Source organism: Tenacibaculum xiamenense, assembly GCF_964513065.1.
Lineage (GTDB): Bacteria > Bacteroidota > Bacteroidia > Flavobacteriales > Flavobacteriaceae > Polaribacter > Polaribacter xiamenense.
This window is the reverse complement of record NZ_CAZEQU010000034.1, coordinates 231,871-256,117: the sequence shown is the minus strand read 5'-3', so window position 1 is coordinate 256,117 and position 24,247 is coordinate 231,871. Positions and strand designations below refer to the sequence as shown.

Here is a 24,247-nt window from a genome sequence, read left to right as displayed (position 1 = left end):
TTTTAAATTTTTAGTTGTGTAAAAACCTTGCAAAAGCAAGGTTTTTTTTATTCAAAATCTAAAACATTTTCAGCTTTTATTAACTGCGCTAAAGCTTCAATTTTTTGCATTACTTTATTATAGAATTGATTTTGCTCTTTTTCTCCTGAGGTATTCAATAATTTCGAGTGCTTAATTTGTTTATCAAAATATTTCTTCGCCTCCAAACAGGTTTCTTTGTCAGTTATTTTGAAATAAGAAAGCATTGCACTCGGAACAAATAACATTTGCTTGCTTTCATTAAATACCAACACGTTATTATTCATTAGTAATAACTCATTATAATATAAGTTAAACTCTTGCTTTTTTGAAACTACCTTTGTTGATATTTCATCAAGCAACTCCTTTAAACAATTACACAAATCAATAGCTTCTTCATAAGTTACTTGGTTTGCTTTATAGTAAAAATGTATTTGCTTTAAAGTACTGTTTATTGTAGTAACATCCCAAATTTCCGAAACAGAAATATGATTGTAAATATCCGCAAGCTTACTCGCTGACTGTATTGTTGAGAGTTTTGGGTAAAATTCACTAAAAGACTTATTTCTAAAACTCTTATCCAACAACTTGAGCCATACATAAATTTTAAAACGACTTAATTCTCCAGACCTCAACAAATGAAATAAAGGAATGTCTTTTGCTGAGTACAATATTTGAAACCCAATATTATTAACTATTATTGAAAGTGATTCGTATGAACTTCGAAAATACCGTTCTAAATCTTCCTCATTATTTAATTGGGGAGTTTTTTCCATGGAAACATAGCCTGAATACGCTTCTCCAGTTAACGAATCTAACGACAGGTCAAAATAATGAGCTAATAACATGGCCTCGTCCAAAGAAATTTTACTTTTCAAACTTGTTCTTCGATGCGCTGCATCATAGCTTATATCCAATACTTTCGCTATTTCTTCATTCAATGATTTTGCCTGTAAATCTTCTTGAATTTTATCTAATAGAAGTTTCTGAAACATAGTACAAGATATCTCATTTTTGTGATAATCACAAAAAAAAGCAGTTCATGTTGTGATTAAACGAACTTCAAACTTATATATCACAATAATTTTACCCTATCAAAAAACATATCAAAATGAAAAAATTAATCTTAATTATTGGTTTGATGTTTTCGGTAGGTACCTTCTCTCAAGAAAGAGAATTCTACCGAAGTCCAAGCATTAAAGGGGGTACTGGCATTTTCATCCCCCAAGGAAAATTAACTAAATACTTTGGTGTTTCTCCTTACTTCGAAATTACTGTTGATATCCCCTTTTTCAATAGAGATATTCTTGGAATAAGTGTGCAATGTGCTGTGCCTAGACAGAAAGATAATTTCACCTATATAAGAACTATTGACACTATAAAAACAAGAAGTACTTTCATGTTGAACCTTGTTGCTAACTTAAAAAAGAGAGTTATTGAAACTTCTAAAAAACGGCTCGATTTAAATTTCGGCATTGGTGTTTCAGGAATACAAACCGATGCTCGAAATCCAGATTTTTCTGGAGAAAAAAGTCAAAATAAATATGAAATGGTTTCATCATTACTAATAAATCCTTCGATAGAATTCACTAAAAAAATGAAAAGTAGTAATGAATTGACTTTTGCCTTTGGATTACAATATTCTCCTTATAAAATCGAAGGAGCTATTCAAGAAGACATTGGAGGTTTAGCGTTAATTCCAAAGTTAATTTACCTATTCTAAAATTAAAATAATGAAAACATTAAACATACCTTTAAGTTTGATTCTATTCAGATTTTCACTTGCACCAATCATAATACTCTTGGCTATTTTACTAAAAGAGAAATCCAATTTGATAATAACTATTTTAATGTATCTAGGTTTAACTTCTGATATCCTTGATGGAATTATTGCTAGGAAAGAAAATATTTCATCCGAAAAACTAAGAAGACTCGATAGTCAAACCGATATGGTTTTCTGGCTCTCCATTGGTTGTAGCTGCTATATCTTATATCCTGAATTAATACATGAGAACCTATATGCTGTTTGGTCTATTTTAGTCATGGAAATCATGTGTTATATTGTTAGTTTTCTGAAGTTTGGAAAAGAAACTTGTACTCACGCTTTTTTGTCCAAAATTTGGGGACTAACACTTCTCACGGCATTCACTTCTTTAATAGGTTTTCAAAATGCAGGTTTTCCTTTTTACCTAGCTGTAATTGTAGGACTCATAGCTCATATCGATGTGATACTTATCATTTTGATACTTCCAAAATGGACTCATGACGTACCAAGTTGTTATCACGCTTATTTAATCAGAAAGGGTAAAAAGTTTAACAAACATAAACTACTAAATAGCTAAAAATAAAAAAGAATACATCGTTTACAAATGTTTTTTCATTTCAGGGGAAATTGCTAAAAAATAGGTTGCCTACAAAGGCAACCTATTTCGTATACTATTTTAATAGTATTATTTTATATGTAAACCCAACGTCCGTTAATGTAATCTACTTCATAATTATTGTAGTAATCTCCGTACCACCATTTATTATGCTCTCTACGAACTCGAACACCATCAATAACATGATGTTGGCTATTTGCAAATGCAGCACCATTCAATACCCAAGTTTGATTCATTTCTAAAACCTCATAAAATCTGTTATCATATTCAACATAATACCACCATTTATCCCATCTTCTTTTAACTGTCACTCCATGGATTGTATAATACGTATTATCTTGATATTCTCCATCGTCACCGTCATCACCACCATCATCGCCGTCATCACCACCGTCGTCTCCGCCACCATTATCACCAGGATACATCGTATTAATAGCACTTATATCTCCACTTGATAATCTCGTACTACTTTGAATGATACCTCCATTCTTTTTTCTAATGGTCGGTTGTCCATTTGCAGAAAACCCATAAGAAGAATAGTGCATAATTGAATTAAAGTCATAAGCCCCATAATCTCTATAATTCCAACCTGTCGCTTTATTAAAATTGTGTTCTTGACCTCGCTGTACATTATTCCAATAAATATCTACATACTGATCCCTATCAGAACGATTTTGCTCATGATGTAAACCAATGGCATGCCCCAACTCATGTATAATAATATGCTTTACCAAACAACCTTGTCCTAAAGTCATTCTGGTTGGACCGTAACTTGATGTACCAATATAACTAGAGCATCCTTGCCCCGAATCGATATAAACGTATTGCTGTTGTCCAGATCTTCTTACAAACTTTAGATTGGTTTTATCCTCTAACTCTCTCATTGCATCCTCGATCAACCCTCTGTAATAACTAAGATTCGAAGATATAGAATAAGGAACAGTATTGTTTGGCCATAAACCCTGCGATTTAAGTCCTACACCTCTGTTATTTGAATGCTCCTCTCCATTTTCATAGCCAGCCGCTTGAATAGATTCCTCATAAGTATCCCTCAACAACTCTTTATGTAAGAGCATATCTCCTCCAAAAACATACTCTCCATTAATAATTTCATAAGTAATTTTTTTTCCTAAATAGTACCCTTCTTTTACTTCTCCCCTTTCACCAGGAAAAGCGCTAAATGCATTTGTTTCTGAGGTTACCTGATCGTTCTCCAATACTTCTTCATTGTTGCACGATAGAAATAGAAGGGTAACGAAAATTAGCATTACCAATTTTACGCTTAATTTCATAATTTTAAATTTAATGTTAATAATGTTGGTTAAAACGTAACAATTAAAGTTTGAAAGTAATCGCATGGTTGGCTTTCTCTTGCCAGAAAGCTGAAATTAGTTTGATTTTTTATCTAGTACTTTGTGGGTTTTGTTAACATTTTTTTGCCATACATACTAGATTTAGGCGATATCGCAGAAGTAGTTAGTAGAAATGGTTAAACAATGATGTAAGAATGCACTGTTAGTAAAATAAAGAAACTTAAAGTCACAATACAAAAAGTTCCTCTTTTTCTTTTCACTTATTTATGATCTCGAAGATCCCCCAACATCCAATTTTGATAATTGAATGATTAATAACCGATGAACCGAAGTTCTAAAAATCATCACTTATGACAATTGGGATGCAAATATATAGCCACCAACAGATTAAAAAAAAATATAAATTATTAAATATCACAAAAACTAAAAAACATTTGCAATAAATAATAAATACTGTTGTTTAAAATGCCCTTGAAAAAACTCAAGGGCATCCGAGTTAACTATAAATTTGTTGCCTTACAACGTAATTGTTTTTGAAACTATTCTATACGTACTCCCATTTTCCATTGACATAATCTACTTCATTCCAACTTCCATAGTACAATCTCCACCATTTTCCATTGTATCGTAAAACCTGCCATCCGTCTACATTATAATAGGTATTATGCTTATAAATGTTTCCATTAACATTCCATACCCATTTACCATTAACATCGTCTATAGAAATATACGTATTTGCTCCATTAATATTTGTCAGATACCACCAACGATCCTGATCTCTAAAAACGGTTACACCATGAATCGTATAATTAGTTCCGTTCTGATATTGGTTTCCGCCTCCATTATCACCTTGATCAACATATCTCCAAGCTCCATTAACATATTCTACTTCTTTCCATTTATTTTCGGCTTGAACCCAATACCACCATTTATCATCATGACGATAAACACGTAATCCATATAGTGTATAGTAATTACCATTTACATACTGGTCACCCCCTCCATTATCACCAGGATACATAACATTTAAACCTGCAATGTCTCCTTGAGATAAATACTCTCTATTTGATTGATACGTAGAACCATCTAATTTAGTAATCGTTGGATACCCTTGTCCATACTTTGAAAAAGCATAGGAACCATAGAGCATGATAGAATTATAATCTAAGGCGCTCGTATAATCTGCTCCACTTAAATGTTGCTCTTGGTAGGTATAAAAGTTAAACGCCATACCTTCCTGAATATAATCCCAATTTATTCTTAAATAGCTATCTCTATCCGATCTACTCTGCTCATGAAACAATCCAACGGTATGTCCTATTTCGTGAATTACCGTACCTGTTGAACAATTAATTTCAAGATTAACATATTGCATTCCTCCTTTCATACCTAAATCAGCAGAACATCCTTGATTTACTGGTCGAAAATAAACATAGTTTTGCTGGTTTGTTCTTTGAACAAATTTAAGATTCGTATTGGTTTCCCAATGAGCAATTGCATCTGTAACCCTATATTGATTTGGCAAATTTGATGCTATCGAATAATACACTGTATTATTTGGCCATCTTCCACCTGTTAAACCGACACTTCTTACACCGAAACTATGAGCCGTTTCATTTGAATCCAAAATTAAATCATCTAAATTCTCAGTAAGAAACTTTTTGTTCAGGATCATATCTCCTTCTAAAATATAATCTCCATTGATTTCTTCATAGGTAACTTCATTTCCCAGATAAAACCCTTTCTTAACAATTCCTCTTTGTTCGGGGTAAGCCACCTCTAAAGAAGCTGAAACATCTTCTTTTCCGGAGGGAGCGGCTGGATTAATAACTTCTTCATCTTTACAAGATAAAAACAACATGGTAGCGCATACCATGATTAACAAACTTCGTGTGTTTGATTTCATAATTTAAAATTTAATGTTTGTGGTTTTGGTTAAAACGCAGTAATTAAAGTTTGAAATTCAAATACGATAGTCCTTAAACGGTAAAATTCTAAAGAAAACCAGAATTAACAGCCTAAATGTGGTTCAGACTAAAATTGTAAAATGATATAGTTTTCAGAATGAAATGCGTAGTAAATATTTTTATAAGTATGATACAAAGGGAAACACCTGAAACCTCAATGAGGCTTCTAAGCTTTTCTTTCTCTTTTCATTGAAATATGATTATCATTGATAACCATTAATGCGCCACTATGAAGTAAGGCGCCCCATATAACCGTTAAACCGAAGTTTAAGAATCATTTCCTTATAATGATTGCGGGCGCAAAAGTAATTGTTCGGACTGCTCTAAGAAACTGATTTTCTTTAATAATTTATTAAATATCACAAACTCCGAATAAACTCTTTGCATAATATAAAAAAGCCTCTGAAAAAAATTTCCAAAGGCTTTTCACTTCAATAAATCTGCTAAATATTATTAGTTCGGAGCTACATAAAAAGGAGAAAGATTCACTTTTGCATTCCCTCTGGCTCCATAGTGATTCGTATAAGTTTTATTCTTTTCAATAGTATACAAAGAATCTACATAATCATCATCATTTCTAAACCAAGCTTCTGGCATCGCTTCAAGTATTGCTCCTGCAACTTGCCCTAAAACACTTACCCATGGTTGAGTAGTAACAGTTCCAATTATTTGAAATACCCCATTAATAATTGTTTGTGTTAATTCTTTATAATTTCCACTATCATCTTTTTCAAAAAACTGAATATTTGCTGCTTGATATTGATAATCATCCCAAAACAATAAGATTTGATTTGGATAATAATCAGTTCCTTCATGATCAAGATATTCCATGGTAATAACTTTAATCTCAGGACTATTATCTTCGCTTCTAATTCCAGAGGTGATAGCATAAATTTCAGCAGCTCCTAAAATCCATGACTCCTCATCATTATTCAATCTTATTTTATCTAATTTCGTTGTTTCTAATCCTCCTGTTTTATTAGCTCCCATATTTTCATGGACTTTGCCTCCATTAAAACTTGATTTTTGTAAACCACTCTCTTTTAAAAGCCTGTTCATATGATATACTTCTTTCTTTAAGGCTTCTATTCCATTTTCCTCTATGACAATTACAGGTTGATTTGGTGTTATTTTTGCATCTAGCACAACAGCCTTCTTATTCATATCATACGCTATAACAGACTCCCAATCCTTTTCTTCTCCTTTAGGTGCATATGAAAATAACAAATTTGAAAAATCAGTATTTCCTTTTGGATTATGCATCCATATTTCTAAGATTTCTATTTTATCTGGAGCCTCTTCAGAAACGGCGTTTTTCTCTAATTCTGACGATTGTTTAGACAATTTTCTAAACGAACTTTGATCATCGACATAAGAAGTATTTTTACTTAAAACTTCTGATAACAAAACACCATTTTTTTGGTTCCTTAACAACTCTAATGTTGTTTCTTTGAATTTTTCATTTTTCATTAAACTAATAAGCTCAAGTGCTATTTCTTTTTTGTTTACACTCTCCGAGTTTAATTGTTCTTCTTCTGGTGATAATTCAGTTGAATCTGTACAACTAATTATCAATAAAGAAACCAAAAGGCTTCTAAATAAAAATTGAAGGGTTTTCATTATTGTAATTATTTAGGTTAATAAAATTTCAGCTACAATATAAAAAAACCTCAATAAAAACAATAAAAAATGTTAATTTAATAAATAAAAACCACACAAAACGTTAAATTATAAAAATAAACTCAACAAAAAGTCCACCAAACTCATATTTTAGGCTTATATTTAGATTAACCCTTTCTAAAAAGTGATTTCTTTTCCGAATTATTCTTTATCTCGAACCTTTTCAGACAAAGTTTCATTTAAATAATCGATTTTAAGGCTTCATTTAAGTTTGACTAGATAGGAACTCTTGAATAAATTACAAAAACCTTCATTTTTAGTGTTTTTAAGCAATTTAAGACACTTTTACAAAAACGTAGTTTTTTTCATTTTTTATTAACAAAACCTCTTAAAAACTTTATTTTAAGGTTAAAAAAACGTAAATTTGTATATAAGAATGATCGCAAATGTGCGATTATTTTTTTGGGGGATTTCTAATAATTTACTTTTTTCAGGAATAACATCGTTTGTTCCTTTTAATTATTGTCATCTCCAGAACATAACGTAAAGAATAAAACAAAACTCAATAGTATGAGCGAAGAAAAAAAGCACAATTATTCCGCCGACAGTATTCAGGCACTTGAAGGAATGGAGCATGTTCGTATGCGTCCTTCGATGTATATTGGTGATGTTGGAGTTCGTGGTTTACACCACTTAGTTTATGAAGTTGTTGATAACTCTATCGATGAGGCACTTGCTGGTCATTGTGATGAGATTTCTGTTGACATAAACGAAGATAACTCTATTACGGTAAGAGATAACGGTCGTGGAATTCCTGTTGGGCTTCATAAAAAAGAAGGAGTATCTGCTCTTGAAGTAGTAATGACCAAAATTGGAGCTGGTGGTAAATTCGATAAGGATTCATATAAAGTTTCTGGAGGATTACACGGAGTTGGTGTATCTTGTGTTAATGCTTTATCTGATCATTTAAAAGCTACGGTACATAGAGATGGAAAAATATGGGAGCAAGAATATGAGCGAGGTAAAACTTTATATCCAGTTAAAACTGTTGGAGGTACAGATAAGACAGGTACAGAAGTAACATTTTCTCCAGATAAAAGCATATTTCAACAAACTACTGAATACAACTATGATACCTTGGCCGCTCGTATGCGAGAGCTAGCCTATCTAAACAAAGGAATCACTGTTGTGTTAACTGATAAAAGAGAGAAAGATGATGAAGGAAACTTTATATCTGAAACTTTTCACAGTACAGAAGGACTATCAGAGTTTGTTAAGTTTTTAGATAGCACAAGAGAGCAATTAACCTCTGATGTTATTGCTATGGAGGGTGAAAAAAATGGAATTCCTGTGGAAGTTGCCATGGTTTATAACACCTCTTACTCAGAAAACTTACATTCTTATGTAAATAATATTAATACGCATGAAGGAGGTACTCACCTTTCAGGATTTCGTCGTGGTTTAACACATACACTTAAAAAGTATGCTGATGAATCTGGCTTACTTAAAAATGTGAAGTTTGAAATCTCTGGAGATGATTTCCGTGAAGGTTTAACCGCTATTGTTTCTGTAAAAGTAGCTGAACCTCAATTCGAAGGACAAACAAAAACTAAGTTAGGAAACCGTGAGGTTACTTCGGCTGTTTCGCAAGCAGTGGCTGAAATGCTGAATGACTTCTTAGAAGAAAATCCTAACGATGCAAAAACCATTGTACAAAAAGTAATTTTAGCAGCTCAAGCTAGACATGCTGCTAAAAAAGCTCGTGAAATGGTGCAACGTAAAACTGTAATGAGTATTGGAGGGCTTCCTGGTAAACTTTCCGATTGTTCTGAAACGGATCCTGCTATTTGTGAAATATTCTTGGTCGAGGGAGATTCGGCAGGTGGTACTGCAAAACAAGGACGTGATAGAAATTTCCAAGCAATATTGCCTTTACGTGGTAAGATTTTGAATGTGGAAAAAGCAATGCAACATAAGGTTTTTGAAAATGAAGAAATCAAAAACATGTTTACTGCATTGGGGATTACCATCGGAACTGAAGAAGACCCAAGAGCTTTGAACTTATCGAAACTTCGTTACCATAAAGTTGTTATTATGTGTGATGCCGATGTTGATGGTTCTCACATTGCAACCCTTATTTTAACATTCTTCTTCCGTTACATGAGAGAAATGGTTGAGCAAGGATATATTTATATTGCTACTCCTCCGTTATACCTTGTAAAAAAAGGACAGAAGAAAGAATATGCTTGGGATGACAACCAACGTGACCTTATAGTTCAAAAAATGGGTGGTGGTGCAAGTATTCAACGTTATAAGGGTCTTGGAGAGATGAATGCTGAGCAATTATGGGATACTACAATGAACCCTGAGTTTAGAACTCTTCGCCAAGTAACTATTGATAATCTTACAGAAGCAGATAGAGTTTTCTCTATGTTAATGGGTGACGATGTTCCACCTAGAAGGGACTTTATCGAAAGAAATGCAAAATATGCAAATATTGACGCTTAATCGATTAGCGTTAAAAAATAGAACCTCAACGAATTGTTGAGGTTTTTTTATTTAGGGAGTTATCCTATTTGTTTAATGGATATTTTTTATAATTTTGATTAACATTAGAAACATCTATACATTATAGATGTATACTTTTTTAATCTAACAAAAATGAAAGTATTAAAAGCAATTAGCTTACTCACAGCAATTTTTTGTTTTTCAAAATTGCAGTCTCAAGAATTAGAAACCATCCTCTTAGCTAAAGACGATGCAACAAAATTAACCAAAGCATACCTTGCTCCTTCGTTCAAAGGATTGATGTTTGCAATGAATAACGGTTGGTATCATACTGCTAAAGTTCATAAAAAATTTGGTTTTGACATTTCTATTGGAGCAAATGCGGCAGCTGTTCCATCTCAAGATGAGATATTTTCTATAGCTGAACTAGGTTTATCCAATAACACAACAGTTACTAATGGTGTTACAACTTCACCAACAGTTGCAGGTAATGAATCAATCACTCCTGCTGAATTTCAATATTCTACTCAAATAGAAGGTCAAAATGTAACTGCCAATTTTACCATGCCAAAAGGTATCAAGGAAGATCTTCCTACAAGTGCTATTCCTGCACCAGCCATTCAAGTAGGTGTTGGTCTTCCCTATAAATTAGACGCTATTGTTCGTTATGTTCCAAAAATTGGAGTAGATAACGTAAAAGTTGGTCTTTTTGGTTTAGGAATAAAAAAGGAAATTACGGAATGGTTTGGTCCGTTAGACAAATTACCTCTTCATGTATCCTTATTGGCTGCATACTCAAATATGAGTGTTGATTATGAAATCGGAAATGTAAGTGGAGATGTTTCTACTCAAAATGCTTCAACTGAGTTTGATTTGAACACCTATACTGTTCAAGCAATCGCTTCGTTAAACTTTCCTATATTTAATGTTTATGGAGGTGTTGGTTATAATGCAGGAAATGTTAAACTTAATATGTTGGGTACTTATACACTAAGCTATGATCCCGCTATTAACGGAGCTCCGAATGTTGAAGAGTCAATTACAGACCCTATCTCGTTAAAAACGAATTCAGGAAGTATGAATGCCACCATTGGTGCTAGATTGAGTTTAGGCTTCTTCAAATTATATGGAAGCTATACTCTCCAAGAATATAACACATTAAATGCGGGAATTGCTTTTAGTTTTAGATAACAGTTAGTTCCATTTTAATATAAAAACAAAAACTTTTTAGTTGAAAATTATCAGTTAAAATTAAAATTTGTTAAGACCATCTAAATTTAGATGGTCTTTTGTTTTTTATCCTTCACCAAATCGCTATTTTTGTGCATCTTATTAATAAATTATCTTAACTAAATAATATAAAAAATGAAAGTAACAGTTGTAGGAGCAGGTGCTGTAGGTGCAAGTTGTGCCGAGTACATTGCTATTAAAGATTTTGCTTCAGAGGTTGTTTTAGTCGACATCAAGGAAGGTTTTGCTGAAGGTAAAGCTATGGATTTAATGCAAACTGCTTCGTTAAATGGATTTGATACTAAAATTACGGGAACTACTGGAGATTATAGCAAAACTGCTGGTTCTGATATCTGCGTAATTACCTCTGGTATTGCTCGTAAACCAGGAATGTCTCGTGATGAGTTATTAGGTATTAATGCTGGTATCGTAAAATCTGTTTCTGCAAGTTTAATAGAACACTCTCCAAATACAATTATTATTGTAGTATCAAATCCAATGGATACTATGACTTATTTGGTTCACAAAACTACTGGATTACCTAAAAACAGAATTATCGGTATGGGTGGTGCCTTAGATTCTGCTCGTTTCAAGTATAGATTAGCAGAAGCTTTAGAAGCTCCTATCTCTGATGTTGATGGAATGGTTATTGGTGGGCACTCTGATAAAGGGATGGTTCCTTTAACTCGTTTAGCTACTAGAAACTCTGTTCCTGTTTCAGAATTTTTATCTGAAGAAAGATTAAGTCAAGTAAAAGAAGATACTAAAGTTGGAGGAGCTACTTTAACTAAATTATTAGGAACTTCTGCATGGTATGCTCCAGGAGCTGCTGTTTCTGGATTAGTACAAGCAATTGCATGCGACCAAAAGAAGATTTTCCCTTGTTCAACTTTATTAGAAGGTGAATACGGTTTATCAGGCTTATGTATTGGTGTACCTGTAGTATTAGGTAAAAACGGTATTGAAAGAGTTGTTGAAATCAACTTAAATGATGCCGAAAAGCAACATTTAGCTGATTCAGCCGCTGCTGTAAAGAAAAATAATGAAGCGTTAACTTTCTAAGAAAGTAAGCTTAAAACATAGTAAAATGCCTTATGAACATCAGTTCGTAAGGCATTTTTTTCTTAAAAAGTGTTAAACTTTATATTAAAGTGTAAGTTTATAAAGAAATGCTCGTCTACCTACCAGAGAAACATAGCTTATGTTTCTTTTTCATAGTTTTTCATAGCAATTTTCCCACTTCTTTCTAGAAGTGGGTTTTGTTTTTTATCTTTCGCTTTAAATTTCTCTCATTGAAAAAAATAATAGTTTCTGTTACCAACGATATTACTAATGATCAGCGAGTTTCTAAGGTATGTGATACGCTTTCTAATTTAAATTTTAAAGTAACTTTAGTTGGCAGAAAACTACCTAAAAGTCAACCTCTGAATAGAAACTATACAACCAAGCGTTTTCGTTTACTATTTAATAAAGGAGTTTTGTTTTATGCTGAGTTTAATATTCGTTTATTTTTTTACTTGCTTTTTTCCAAAAGCGACATCCTGCTTTCAAACGATTTAGACACTTTACTTCCTAACTTTATAATAAGTAAGTTAAAAGGTAAGAAGTTAGTGTATGACAGTCATGAATTATTCCCTGAAATTCCAGAGCTAGTTAAACGTCCTACTACAAAAAAAGTATGGGAAGTACTTGAAAGAAAAATGCTTCCTCATTTAAAGAATTGTTATACAGTAAGTCAAAGTATTGCTAAGTACTATAAAGATAAATACAACACAAACTTTGAAGTTGTACGAAATGTTCCTTTGAAAATGGAATCAACTGATATCATAAAGCTTCCTTTTAAAACCGATAATAAAAAAGTCATTTTATATCAGGGTGCTGTTAATATTGGTAGAGGTTTAGAACTTATGATTGACACTATTGTTAAACTTGAAGACTGTATCTTTTTGATTGTTGGTGATGGAGATATTTTCCATAACCTTAAAGAGCTAGTTCATCGAAAAAACCTAAGCAGTCAAGTTATATTTTTAGGTAAACAATCTCCTGAACAGTTAAAAGGGATTACTCCACAAGCTGACCTTGGACTAAGTATTGAAGAAGATTTAGGATTAAGCTATCGTTACGCTCTTCCAAACAAACTATTCGACTATATACAAGCAAAAATTCCAGTGGTTACCTCTAACCTTCCTGAAATGAAGAGAATTGTTTCTCAATATTCCGTTGGTGAAGTTTTGGAAAATAGAACTCCTGAAACTTTATCTAAAAAAATTATAGATGTGTTAAATAATGATTATTCAGAAAACCTTAAAAAAGCAAAGACTGAACTTACTTGGGAAAAAGAGAAAGCTATTTTATTGAAGTTTTTCAATCATTCTTGATAAATAGCCAATTCTGAAAAGATTGAAATAAAATAATGAAGACTTTTTAATGGTTATTTGCTCCAATCGATCTGTAAAAAAACTTAAAAAATAAGGTAAACATAACCACCACACTCGTTTGTAAAACTTAGTAATCTTTGTATCGTCAAAGTTGAGATGGTTTCCTACCAACAACTGGCTTAAATTTTCAAGTGCCTCTTTTGTTTTGGAAAGATAGAGTTCATCAGAATCTATTCCCAAATGATACACTTCATTTTCCATATGCTCTATTGAAATTTCTTGTTTTTGAAGTTCTTTCGCAAAAAGTAAATCCTCGTATCCATATTTTGTTAAACTCTGATCAAAGCTAATACGGTCAAAAACCTTCTTCTGAATTAAAAAGTTACCCGTAAAAAAATACTTATACCTATCAGCTTCTCTTGTTCTTACATCCTTCTCTTCATTTCGCTTTCCTAGCTTCCATCGAATTGTTCTTTCAGTTACTTCTCGCTCATATTTAATTCCTCCTACAATAACATTTTTTTTCTCATTAATGAAGTTTAAATAGTTCTCTATAAAGCTTTCTTGTGCAGGTATCACATCTCCATCCAAGAACAATAACCAAGAATATTTTGCTTTTCTAGCCAAATAATTCCTAATAGCACTTCTACCTATATTTTTGTTTAAAATCTCAAACGAAGTATTTGATAGTTTATGTAACCTATCATTTCCTGAGAACTTAGTATTCGAAGCATCATCAACAATGATTATTTCAAATTGAATATTAGTTAATACCAATTGCTTGTGTAAACCTGAAACTAATTGATAAACATCCCAATTATGTGTTGGGATTAATACAGAAATCATTTTAAACGGATTGTTGTACTACTTCAAACAACTCTCCTCCTTCGCACTTTACTGTTTTTTGCTTGAATTTCACAATAAGCTGATAGTCATGAGTTGCCATCAAAATTGTTTTACCACTTTGATGAATTTCATTTAATAGCTCCATAACCTCTAAAGAAGTTTTTGGATCTAAGTTTCCTGTTGGCTCATCAGCAAGTATCAATTCCGGATCATTTAATAAGGCCCTGGCAATAGCAACACGTTGCTGTTCTCCTCCAGAAAGTTCGAATGTTTTTTTGTAGTATTTTTCTTTCATTCCAACCTTATCAAGAACCTCATAAATTTTCTCCTTCATATCATCCTTGTTCTTCCAACCTGTAGCTTTCAAAACAAATTCTAAATTTTCAAAAACATTTCTATCGTTTAAAAGTTTAAAGTCTTGAAAAACGATTCCTAATTTTCTTCTTAAAAAAGGAATATCCTTTTCCTTCATTTTTTTAAGATCAAAGCCTACGATACTTCCCAGACCACGTTGCAGTCTTAAATCACCATACAATGTTTTCAGTAAGCTACTCTTACCACTTCCCGTTTTTCCAATGAGATAATAAAAATCTCCTTTATTTAAAGTGAAATTAACTTTAGATAAAACCAAATTATCTCGTTGATAAATATCCGCCTTTTCAAGGTGTAAAACAGGTGTGCTCATAAACAGTATTTGTTTTTACAAAACTAAAATTTTATTATGTATTTCTACAACATTTATTACTTTTGGTGATTATTCTTCCAACAAAAACAAAAAACGAACGTTATAGTTTCTAGATAACTAAAAAATATGAGATTTAATTGTTTTAGAAAGAAAGTTTTCTTTTTGCCATTACTAGTTATAACTGGTAAAGGAATTGCGCAAAAAACTGCGTTAAATGTAAGTAATAGTTCTGACTATTACAAGGCAATAGAGCTTTATAACAACAAGGCATATGCTCCTGCTCAGAAGTTATTCATTGCCACTTCGGAGGAAACTCCTTCGAATACAACACTTAAAGGAAATGCGGATTATTATGACGCCATGTGCGCCATAAAACTAGGTCAAGAAGACGCCAATGAAAAAGTATTGAGTTTTGTAGCTAACCATCCTTATCATAACAAAAAAGAAAATGCTTTTTTGAAAGTTGGTAACTACTACTTTGCCAATCGTAAAGCTTCACATGCCTTACGCTGGTACCAAAAGGTAAACGAAAAACTCTTAAATCAACAAGAAAAGGATGAGTTGAATTACAAAATGGGGTATTGTCTTTTGGTTTCCAACTACTTAAAAGACTCCAAAGAAAGATTTAAGAGATTGTTAGGTAATCCTGTATATGGAAATGATGCACGTTATTACTACGGATATATAGCCTATAAACAAGAAAATTTCGGTGAAGCAGAAGACAATTTAAGTCAACTTGCTGATGATGCCACCTATCAATCAAAGGCGAACTATTATATTTTAGATATTAGTTTTAAAGCTGGACGTTTTGACAAATCGGTTCAAATTGGAGAAAAATTATTAGAATCTTCAAAAGATAAAAATGAGAGGTCTCAAATTTCAAAAATAATTGGAGAAAGTTATTTTAATCTAAAAGAATACGAAAAAGCCATTCCTTATTTAAAGAAATATAAAGGAAAAGGTGGACGATGGACGAATACAGATTACTATTATTTAGGATATGCTTATTACAAGCAAAAAGATTACGAATCTGCCATTAACAATTTTAATAAAATTATTGGTGGAACTAACAAAGTAGCTCAAAATGCATATTATCATTTGGGTGAGTGTTATCTTGAATTAGATAAAAAAGTAGAAGCTCTAAACGCTTTTAAGAATGCCAGTGAAATGGATTTCGACTCTCAAATCACCGAAAGTTCTTGGCTTAACTATGCTAAATTAAGTTACGATCAAGGAAACCCATACAAAAGTGTTCCTGAAGTCTTGAAAGAATACCTTGATAAGTATCCGTTATCACCAGAAACCGCCAGTATTAAAGAACTATTGATTACTTCTTATTTACATCAACAGGATTATGTAGGAGCTTTAGAATACCTAAACGCAAACAAAACTCCTGAAAACGAAAAACTTGCCAATGAAGTTTCCCTATATAGAGGTATTCAGTTGTTTAATGAGCAAAAAGTAGCTGAATCGGGGCCATATTTTTTTAATGCTACTAAAGCTGAAAATCCTAAAACAGTAAATAAAGCGAACTATTGGATGGCAGAAACGTCTTATTTGACGGGAGATTATAAAAATGCTTTAACCTATTTCTCTCTTGTATCCGAGAATGAAGGTACAGAATTCGATCAATTGGACTATAATATTGCTTACACCTTTTTTAAACTAAAAAAATACTCAGAGGCGGCCAAATACTTTAAATCTTTCTTAAACAAAAATGTTGATGATACTGATTTAAACGATGATGCATCAAATAGATTAGGAGATTCTTATTATGCTTCAAAAGATTATACTAAAGCTATTGAAGCCTACAATAAAGTTATTGAAGAAGGTGGTACTGGTGCCGATTATGCACAATATCAAACTGGTATGAGTTATGGTTTTTTAGGTAAAAGTGATGACAAGATTAAAAACTTACAAAAGATAGGAAACCAATTCGAAAACTCTCAATTGAAAGACGATGCTCTTTACCAAGCTGCCAATACATTTACCTCGAAAGGAGATGGGAAAAGTGCTCAAGCAACGTATGATAGACTTCTAAAGAAACATCCAAAAAGTAGTTACATTCCTAACGTTTTATTAAGACAAGGACTCTTATACTACAATAGCAATAACAATAACAAAGCCTTAGAAAAATATAAAACTGTAGTTTCTAAATTCCCAAATTCACCAGAAGCAAGACAAGCGGTTACCAACGTAAAAAATGTTTATATTGATTTAGGTAAAGTAGACGAGTATGCTGATTGGGTTAAAAATGTAAAGTTTGTAAATGTTTCGAATGCTGAGTTAGACGACGCAACCTTCCAATCCGCTGAAAACAAATTCTTAGATAACAATACTGAAAGAGCCATCGCAGGCTTCTCAGATTATTTACAACGTTTTCCAAATGGGTTAAATACACTAAAGGCAAATTTCTATTTGGCTCAATCTCTAAGCAAAGTTGGGAAAAACGATGTTGCTGCTCCTCATTATAAATATGTCACAGAGCAACCAAAAAATGAGTATACAGAAGAATCATTAGCGAAACTAGCGCAGTTTTATTTGGATAATGATAATTGGAAAAGCGGAATTGCTACACTCCATATATTAGAAAAAGAAGCTAATTATCCTCAAAATATCGTATTTGCACAAAGTAACCTGATGAAAGGATATTATGAGAGCGAAGAATATGCAAATGCAATAAAATACGCTGAGAAAGTTTTAGAAAACCCTAAAGTAGATAAAAAAGTAAGTGAAGATGCTAATATTATTATTGCACGCTCTTCATTTAAGACAAATGATTATGAAATGGCTCGCGAATTCTTCCATGAAGTTGGGCAAAATGCTACTGGGAAGTTAAAAGCTGAATGTCTTTACTACAATGCCTTTTTCCTAAATGATGAAAAAGCTTATGAAGATTCTAATCAAGCTGTTCAAAATTTGATTGCTAACTATTCAAATTATAAATATTGGGGAGTAAAGAGCTATGTTATAATGGCCAAAAATTACTATGCTTTAAAAGATGCATATCAAGCCACTTATATTTTAGAAAACATCGTTAAGAACTTTAAACAATTTCCTGATGTTATTGAAGAAGCTCAAAACGAATTGAATACAATAAAGAACAAAGAAGCAAAAACCAACGAATCAGTAACTAAACAAAATTAATAATTGTTACAACTTAAAGCGAAATACTTGAAAACAATGAAAAAGCACGTATGGTTACTTGTTATGTTTGCAATAACAATTGTAAATGCTCAAGAAAATACAACGAAAACGAAAGATTCAGTAAAAACTGAAGTGGTTAAGGTAGTTACTTCATATGTTCCTAAAATTACTGATGCTTTTAAATTAAAACAGAAACCAGCGATATCGCACACAAAAGAAACCGAAAAAAAGAAACTTGAATATCAAATTTTTTCAGTTCCTGTCGCTTCTACTTTCATTCCAAAAAGTGGAACTTTAAAGAAAATTAACTTAGGAAAACGTGAACGTTTATATGCTAATTATCTTTCGGCAGGTTTTGGTAACATGGTCGCTCCCTTTTTAGAAGGTTATTTTAGAAGAAGTGTAAATTACGATAGTGAACTAGCAGGATATGCTAGATTCTTTCTATCATTAGACCCTGTTGAAAACACGCAATTGAGTAGCACCTTTTATAACCTGGATTTAGATATTTACCATCAACAAACGGAACGTTACTTCACATGGAAAGCTGGTTTAGATCTAGAAAGAAATAAATATAACTGGTATGGTTTACCTACTAATATTGATTTCACGGAGCGCGTAATTGACGCCATCGAAGAGAGTCAAACACATGGTTTTTATAAACTCTATGGAAACATAGATTTTGACGACTCATATATTAATACCGCTAATGGAGCCATTTCATTTTTTGCGGATGGTTTTAGTAGTACCGAGTTTAATATTGATTTAGGCGCTAACTTCAAGTTTCCTTTGGATAGAATTCATAGAAACTTAAATGATTTTTCTCTCAAAACAACCGTTAATTATTTAGGAGGAAAGTTTGAAAGAGGTTATGAAAGCCAGGATAAAATCAACTATGGTTTTTTAACATTTGGTTTGAATCCTTCATACGAATTTGCTGTTAAAGATTTGGAGGTAAAACTTGGAGCTAAAGGGTATTTCGCCCTTGATACTGAAAAAAGTATCAATCACCTATTAGTATACCCTGATGTAGAACTATCATATCCAATTGTAAAGGATTTTGCCAATATTTATTTAGGAGCTTCTGGTGGTCTATACAACAATAGTCATAAGAGCTTTACTGATGATAATCCATTTGTATCACCAACGCTAAACATTACTCAAACGAACGAAAAGTATAATGCTTTTGCTGGTATTCGCGGTAAAATGGGACAGCAATTTGGTTATAATTTAAAAGGAAGTTATTCAGATATTGAAGACCAACCATTTTTCGCTTTGAATCATTCCAAATCAGATGGTACAAGAACCACTGATACCAATGCCTTTGTTTTAAATGGATATGAATATGGAAATTCATTCAGAACAGTTTATGATGATATTAAACTAATGCGAGTTTTTGGAGAAGTTACTTTTGAAGGTATTCAAAACTTAACACTTGGGGCTAATATGGAGTTCAATCAATTTACTTTAACAAATATTGAGCATCCATGGAATGCACCTGAAGTTAAAGGTGAAATTTTCGGTTCATATAAGGTTGAAAAATGGTATGCTGGGGCTAATATATTTTTCGTTGGTGAGCGTAAAGGAATCCAATATGCAGGAAATAATCCTATTCCTTTTTCTACGGTAGACTTAGATAGTTATATAGATGTTAATTTCAATGGAGGGTACCAGTTTCACGATGATTTTTCTGTATTCGTAAATCTTAAAAATGTTTTGAGCAACGATTACCAGCGCTTCACTAATTTTAGAGTGCAAGGATTTCAGGCTCTAGCGGGAATATCATGGAAATTTGACACATTATTTTAATGTTTAAACTTGTAGTTCACATACTACTATTTATAATATTAACAATCATAACACAAGTTGGCGGTATCATTTATATACTGTCAACTTTATTTTTTAATAGGCAATCGAGTACCAGAATAAAACAACTCGTTTTATTTATTACTTCCTATCTTATAATCACTTTTATTGCCATTCCTAATATAGCACCTCTTATGGGGCGTCAAAAGATAGAAAATTCAAAATTTGTTACAAATCATAATTTCTTAACACTTCTTTGCAATCGTAATTATGTTACTCCAGAGTTAAACAACACAATAAAAAAAACAGGTTGGGAACTTGGTAAAAAATATTCCGGAATTCAATTAGTCTATTTAGATGCCAATTTCCCTTTTTTAAATGGCTTTCCTTTACTACCACATTTAAGTCATAATGACGGTAAAAAAATTGATCTCTCATTTATTTACAAAACAAAATCAGGTTCTCTAAGCAATGAAAAACCTTCACATTCAGGATATGGTATTTTTGAATCGCCTAAAAAGCATGAATCTAACACTTCTCTTTTATGTAAGAAAAAAGGTTATTGGCAATATGACTTTACCAAATACTTGACACTTGGTAGCACAGACAATTTGTTCTTCGCCTTAAAAGAAAATCGAATTTTACTGAGCATATTATCAAAACAAAAATCTGTTTCAAAAATATTTATTGAACCTCACTTAAAAAGTAGATTACAATTAAACTCAACTAAAATTCGATTTCATGGTTGTAAAGCTGTAAGGCATGACGACCATATACATCTTCAGATTAAGTAAGTAATTTTATCTCCAAACGACTTTATCTACCTCCAGACTACCTTCTTTCTTATCCAATTTCATTACCACTGTCTTCTTTGATTCATTTTTTCTAGCATAATTCTTATAAACTGTAACCTTTAATATTGTTGGACCTGATATTTTCTGAACCGCATCAGAGTAATAATTTACTTCAATTTTATAAGTTCCTTTCTTAGCAGCTCTAAGCATAAATTCCTCAGGTCCGTAACCTTCTGTCATATCAAAAGACATTCTGCCACCAATATTTGTCTCTATATTTTTATAAGAAGCTTTTTCACCTGCAGGATCAACAACCCAAAGATCAAGATCGGTATCATTATGATTCCAATCAACAACTATTCGAATATCTACTGGAATATTTATAAATAACTCCTTCTGCTCTTTGGTTAACTTTATATGATTTCCATGAGTATTCACTAACTTACAAAGCTCAACAAATGTTATCGACTCAATTCCTTCAAACCTCCTTTCTTTATCTTTTACCAGTAGCTCACCATTATAGATTTTATAAAGTAACTCAAAACTCTTCTGATACTCCCCTGACAATTCATAAACCAACGCTAAATCTCTATAAGACTGCGGCTCTTCTGGTCTTAAGTCCAATATCTTTTCATATATCACCCTAGCCATATCATACTCTTCAAAATATTCCAATTTATAGGCTAAAGCTTTTAAAAGCTCATAATCATCTAATTCTATTTCAGCAAGATTTGTTAGTATTCTAATTGCTAAATCTTTCTCTTTTCTATCCTTGAAAAAATCAGCGACATCCAAGTAAAATGTTGGACTATTGGAATAATAATCTCTAATTTTCAAGTACTTTTCATAAGCTCTTTTTATAGATTTTTCTTCTGACAACACATCCAAATATTCCATTTTGGGATTCCATCCTTTTAACTCTAATTCCTCTTCAATTTTTAAGTTAAGTTCTTCTATCTCTTTTTTATTTTCTTCTATTCCTTCTTTAGTTGTAATAATTATCACACCAAATTTACCTCTCTCGCCATAAAGTTTCACCGCATCAATTGGTTTAAGTACTTCGATTGAATAGATACTTTCTTTGTTTAGTTTTTTAATACCATTTTCTGTCGCTACAATACCGTCAATTATGTATAATGGATTATTTGATGATAACGCTATCGAGGACGTACCTCTAATTACCACACTATTATTCTCATTTGCAACATTAGCGGTCATTACACCTGAAACCTTACCTTCTAGCGTATCACTAGTAATACTTGAAACCGCGCTACTAGTACTATACGTTTTTCTTGTTGTTCCATAAGCTACTACAACTACCTCCTCTAACAAATTATCGTTCTCCAGCACAACAACATTTTCCAATGAAGCTCCTGCCTTTCTCTCAATTGATTTCATTCCTACAAAAGAAAAAACTAGTGTATCATCTTCATTTGCATTGATACTAAAATTACCATCAAAATCTGTTTCCGTTCCATGAGTAGTCCCTTTAATTAAAACCGTAGCTCCTGGGAGAGGTCCACTCTCATCTTTTACCATTCCTGACACCACTCTTTTCGAATAATCAACAGGGTATTGTCTATTTACTAATTCATTGTTTGTATTATCATTAGAAACAGTATTAACAGTGACATTATCTGGATTAGTATTCTCTGTTAAATTTTGGTTATTACTGTTTAAATTTTCATTTTGAGAAACATTTCTAGGAATAGTGTTCGTTTGGTTCAACTTCGAGTCTTTACTTTTTTCTCTTTTTTTAGGAAATTTTGTTGCATACCAATCTTTTAAATTTCCATATCCCTCTATTAGGGTTTCTTTTTCTTCATTAACCCATTTCTTCAGAGATTCATCCTCTTTCTGTGTTTCTTTTAATCGTCTTTTATATTCTCGTTTCAGTTCAACAGGAGGTTCTATTTTATAACGAACATAATCTTCAATCCTATCTAAAATTAACATCGACGTATAATCAGTTATTAAGTGATGTTCTTTTGCTAGTGAGATTATTTCGTTTTGATTATTCCCTTTATCTCTCATTAAATGCTTCAATCTTTCCTTAGCCCAAAGTCGTTTAACTTTTTTCGATTTTACTCCTTTTTTTAGATCAACAGTAATCCTTTTGGTAACTTTATTTTGATAACCAAACTTTAGTTGTAAACTTTCTTTTTTTGATAGTTTACCTGTAATGACAAAATCTCCTGTGATGTATTTTTTATTCTTCGGATAAACTTCAAGGTCTCTTGGGCCATTTTCAACACCTAAAAATTGAAGCTTTTGATTCGTTAATAAATATTGAGCACTATTAACATCGATTTTACCTAAGTTAAGATACACTCCTCCTCTTTCCTCTGCAATTCTATTTAAATTGAAATGGTCTGCCGATGTTAGCGAATTTATCGTATAAACGAAAGTATTATCCAACTCTTCTATACTTCCTAAATTACTCAACCCATCAGAGAACAAAAGAACTTCATTTGATGTCAGTTTTATTTGTTTTAACACATCAAAATTAGTTCCTCCGTCATAACGTTGTTTACCTAATCGAGACTTTAATTTTGACCAATTACCATTTCTAATCTTATAGTTAAACTCGCTATTAATAGTATTACTGAAAGTTATTAGTTCAACTTTTACATTATTTAAATATCTAAAATATTTATCCAAAAGAGAATATTCTCTTTTTAGATCTCTATTTCGCATCGATGAAGAAATATCCCAAAGTATAGTTATTTTATCTGGCCTTATCTTTTCATTTGTTTCTAATTGAATAGGCACCGAAGCATAGAAATAATCTCTATCGAATAAAACTTCATTTCTCTCCACATTTTTTTCAAGTATAACATCAATAGCTTTGTTAGGCGCAACGTTCTTTTTGTAAACATAAGCACTATACAAATTCCCTTTTCGTATAAAATCAGTTGTACCAAATTGTTTGCTTTTCACTAAAGTATTTGTGAATTTTCCGATAGCAAAGATATCTACGGAAAAATTCTCAATTTCCTTATCTATCCCCAATGGAAGCTGATAAACCATTCTTTTATTCTTTGTGGTCAACTTTTCTTCATACGTCAAAACAATTCTTTTGTAACTATTCGGTAATATCGGATATACCCTAGCTTTATAATTGTTTCCTGAAGTTTTCTCTAACAAAGCAGGATCAATTCTTTGCCTTATCGTACTTTCAAATGCTGTTCGCGCCAGTTCTTTCTCAACAATAACTGATTCACGTAACTTTCCATTGATTTCCATGGCAAATTTAAACACAGTTTGCCCTTCACCTAAAGGAAATACTAACTCTCCTTCCAAAGTTCTATCCAACTCATTGTAAAACTGCATATCGTAAGTTGTGGTGGCGTAATTACCAATAACATTTACTTCAACTTTTAAACTTGAAAGTCTTAATTCGTTGGATTTCCCTGTAATAAGCTTCGGTGTTCTTTGAGAAAAAGTTATAGGTGTTACTAAAAATAGGTAGATAAATATTAAATTCTTCATAGTTGACATTTTGATACTCAAACTTAATCTTTCTAAAAAGAGATTTAAATTAGAATTGAGAG

16 protein-coding genes are annotated in these 24,247 nt (G+C 32.1%); 9 read left to right on the top strand and 7 right to left on the bottom strand.

The window, feature by feature from the left end; genetic code table 11:
- Positions 1-47 precede the first annotated feature (47 nt).
- Entirely contained in the window at positions 48-1,013 is a 966-nt protein-coding gene (locus tag ACKTTV_RS15815; protein WP_408031834.1) for a hypothetical protein, read from the bottom strand.
- A gap of 116 nt (positions 1,014-1,129) precedes the next feature.
- Here ACKTTV_RS15815 and ACKTTV_RS15810 point away from each other — a divergent pair, with 116 nt between their 5' ends.
- A complete protein-coding gene (locus ACKTTV_RS15810) occupies positions 1,130-1,741 on the top strand; it encodes a hypothetical protein (protein WP_408031833.1) in 612 nt (203 codons plus the stop codon).
- Between the two features lie 10 nt (positions 1,742-1,751).
- Positions 1,752-2,360, top strand: a complete 609-nt coding sequence (locus ACKTTV_RS15805; protein ID WP_408031832.1) for a CDP-alcohol phosphatidyltransferase family protein — start codon at positions 1,752-1,754, stop codon at positions 2,358-2,360.
- 113 nt (positions 2,361-2,473) lie between these two features.
- Here ACKTTV_RS15805 and ACKTTV_RS15800 read toward each other — a convergent pair whose 3' ends face one another.
- The 3 genes from ACKTTV_RS15800 to ACKTTV_RS15790 form a co-directional block, all read right to left on the bottom strand.
- Positions 2,474-3,691, bottom strand: coding sequence for a M12 family metallopeptidase (locus ACKTTV_RS15800; protein ID WP_408031831.1), 1,218 nt, complete (start codon positions 3,689-3,691; stop codon positions 2,474-2,476).
- A gap of 565 nt (positions 3,692-4,256) precedes the next feature.
- A complete protein-coding gene (locus tag ACKTTV_RS15795; RefSeq protein WP_408031830.1) occupies positions 4,257-5,618 on the bottom strand; it encodes a M12 family metallopeptidase in 1,362 nt (453 codons plus the stop codon).
- A gap of 514 nt (positions 5,619-6,132) precedes the next feature.
- On the bottom strand, positions 6,133-7,299 hold the full coding sequence (locus tag ACKTTV_RS15790; RefSeq protein ID WP_408031829.1) for a DUF3103 family protein: 1,167 nt from the start codon (positions 7,297-7,299) through the stop codon (positions 6,133-6,135).
- Between the two features lie 570 nt (positions 7,300-7,869).
- Between ACKTTV_RS15790 and gyrB the strand changes: the two genes are divergently transcribed.
- The 4 genes from gyrB (at position 7,870) to ACKTTV_RS15770 (ending at position 13,415) form a co-directional block, all read left to right on the top strand.
- Positions 7,870-9,807: a DNA topoisomerase (ATP-hydrolyzing) subunit B gene (gene gyrB, locus ACKTTV_RS15785; RefSeq protein ID WP_408031828.1), complete on the top strand. Its 1,938-nt coding sequence runs from the start codon at positions 7,870-7,872 to the stop codon at positions 9,805-9,807.
- A gap of 153 nt (positions 9,808-9,960) precedes the next feature.
- Positions 9,961-10,998, top strand: a complete 1,038-nt coding sequence (locus tag ACKTTV_RS15780) for a DUF6588 family protein (protein WP_408031827.1) — start codon at positions 9,961-9,963, stop codon at positions 10,996-10,998.
- 174 nt (positions 10,999-11,172) lie between these two features.
- Positions 11,173-12,099 (top strand): malate dehydrogenase, encoded by a 927-nt coding sequence (gene mdh, locus ACKTTV_RS15775; RefSeq protein WP_408031826.1) that lies wholly within the window; start codon positions 11,173-11,175, stop codon positions 12,097-12,099.
- Between the two features lie 230 nt (positions 12,100-12,329).
- A complete protein-coding gene (locus tag ACKTTV_RS15770; protein WP_408031825.1) occupies positions 12,330-13,415 on the top strand; it encodes a glycosyltransferase in 1,086 nt (361 codons plus the stop codon).
- Here the strand turns inward: ACKTTV_RS15770 and ACKTTV_RS15765 are convergent.
- Together ACKTTV_RS15765 and ACKTTV_RS15760 are read right to left on the bottom strand one after the other, a co-directional pair.
- Positions 13,389-14,261 (bottom strand): glycosyltransferase family 2 protein, encoded by an 873-nt coding sequence (locus ACKTTV_RS15765; RefSeq protein WP_408031824.1) that lies wholly within the window; start codon positions 14,259-14,261, stop codon positions 13,389-13,391. The two genes, ACKTTV_RS15770 and ACKTTV_RS15765, sit on opposite strands and share 27 nt — an antisense overlap.
- Before the next feature lies 1 nt (position 14,262).
- Positions 14,263-14,946, bottom strand: coding sequence for a cell division ATP-binding protein FtsE (locus tag ACKTTV_RS15760; protein ID WP_408031823.1), 684 nt, complete (start codon positions 14,944-14,946; stop codon positions 14,263-14,265).
- 126 nt (positions 14,947-15,072) lie between these two features.
- Between ACKTTV_RS15760 and ACKTTV_RS15755 the strand changes: the two genes are divergently transcribed.
- Genes ACKTTV_RS15755 through ACKTTV_RS15745 form a run of 3 tightly spaced genes read left to right on the top strand, consistent with a single transcriptional unit; the run spans position 15,073 to position 20,693 of the window.
- The gene (locus ACKTTV_RS15755) at positions 15,073-18,093 is read left to right on the top strand and encodes a tetratricopeptide repeat protein (protein ID WP_408031822.1); all 3,021 of its coding nucleotides are present in this window, start codon (positions 15,073-15,075) and stop codon (positions 18,091-18,093) included.
- Between the two features lie 36 nt (positions 18,094-18,129).
- Positions 18,130-19,902: a hypothetical protein gene (locus ACKTTV_RS15750; RefSeq protein WP_408031821.1), complete on the top strand. Its 1,773-nt coding sequence runs from the start codon at positions 18,130-18,132 to the stop codon at positions 19,900-19,902.
- Complete coding sequence (locus tag ACKTTV_RS15745; protein ID WP_408031820.1) at positions 19,902-20,693, top strand: hypothetical protein; 792 nt, start codon at positions 19,902-19,904, stop codon at positions 20,691-20,693. Before ACKTTV_RS15750 ends, ACKTTV_RS15745 begins: the two co-directional genes overlap by 1 nt.
- 6 nt (positions 20,694-20,699) lie before the next feature.
- On the opposite strand, the gene ACKTTV_RS15740 is transcribed toward ACKTTV_RS15745, so the two are convergent.
- Entirely contained in the window at positions 20,700-24,185 is a 3,486-nt protein-coding gene (locus ACKTTV_RS15740; RefSeq protein WP_408031819.1) for a VIT domain-containing protein, read from the bottom strand.
- Positions 24,186-24,247: the final 62 nt, after the last annotated feature.

Bases quoted from the DNA above. Each gene is read 5' to 3' on its own strand.
- ACKTTV_RS15815 (WP_408031834.1), bottom strand. From the start codon at position 1,013: ATGTTTCAGAAACTTCTATTAGATAAAATTCAAGAAGATTTACAGGCA.
- ACKTTV_RS15810 (WP_408031833.1), top strand. From the start codon at position 1,130: ATGAAAAAATTAATCTTAATTATTGGTTTGATGTTTTCGGTAGGTACC.
- ACKTTV_RS15805 (WP_408031832.1), top strand. From the start codon at position 1,752: ATGAAAACATTAAACATACCTTTAAGTTTGATTCTATTCAGATTTTCA.
- ACKTTV_RS15800 (WP_408031831.1), bottom strand. From the start codon at position 3,691: ATGAAATTAAGCGTAAAATTGGTAATGCTAATTTTCGTTACCCTTCTA.
- ACKTTV_RS15795 (WP_408031830.1), bottom strand. From the start codon at position 5,618: ATGAAATCAAACACACGAAGTTTGTTAATCATGGTATGCGCTACCATG.
- ACKTTV_RS15790 (WP_408031829.1), bottom strand. From the start codon at position 7,299: ATGAAAACCCTTCAATTTTTATTTAGAAGCCTTTTGGTTTCTTTATTG.
- gyrB (WP_408031828.1), top strand. From the start codon at position 7,870: ATGAGCGAAGAAAAAAAGCACAATTATTCCGCCGACAGTATTCAGGCA.
- ACKTTV_RS15780 (WP_408031827.1), top strand. From the start codon at position 9,961: ATGAAAGTATTAAAAGCAATTAGCTTACTCACAGCAATTTTTTGTTTT.
- mdh (WP_408031826.1), top strand. From the start codon at position 11,173: ATGAAAGTAACAGTTGTAGGAGCAGGTGCTGTAGGTGCAAGTTGTGCC.
- ACKTTV_RS15765 (WP_408031824.1), bottom strand. From the start codon at position 14,261: ATGATTTCTGTATTAATCCCAACACATAATTGGGATGTTTATCAATTA.
- ACKTTV_RS15760 (WP_408031823.1), bottom strand. From the start codon at position 14,946: ATGAGCACACCTGTTTTACACCTTGAAAAGGCGGATATTTATCAACGA.
- ACKTTV_RS15755 (WP_408031822.1), top strand. From the start codon at position 15,073: ATGAGATTTAATTGTTTTAGAAAGAAAGTTTTCTTTTTGCCATTACTA.
- ACKTTV_RS15750 (WP_408031821.1), top strand. From the start codon at position 18,130: ATGAAAAAGCACGTATGGTTACTTGTTATGTTTGCAATAACAATTGTA.
- ACKTTV_RS15745 (WP_408031820.1), top strand. From the start codon at position 19,902: ATGTTTAAACTTGTAGTTCACATACTACTATTTATAATATTAACAATC.
- ACKTTV_RS15740 (WP_408031819.1), bottom strand. From the start codon at position 24,185: ATGAAGAATTTAATATTTATCTACCTATTTTTAGTAACACCTATAACT.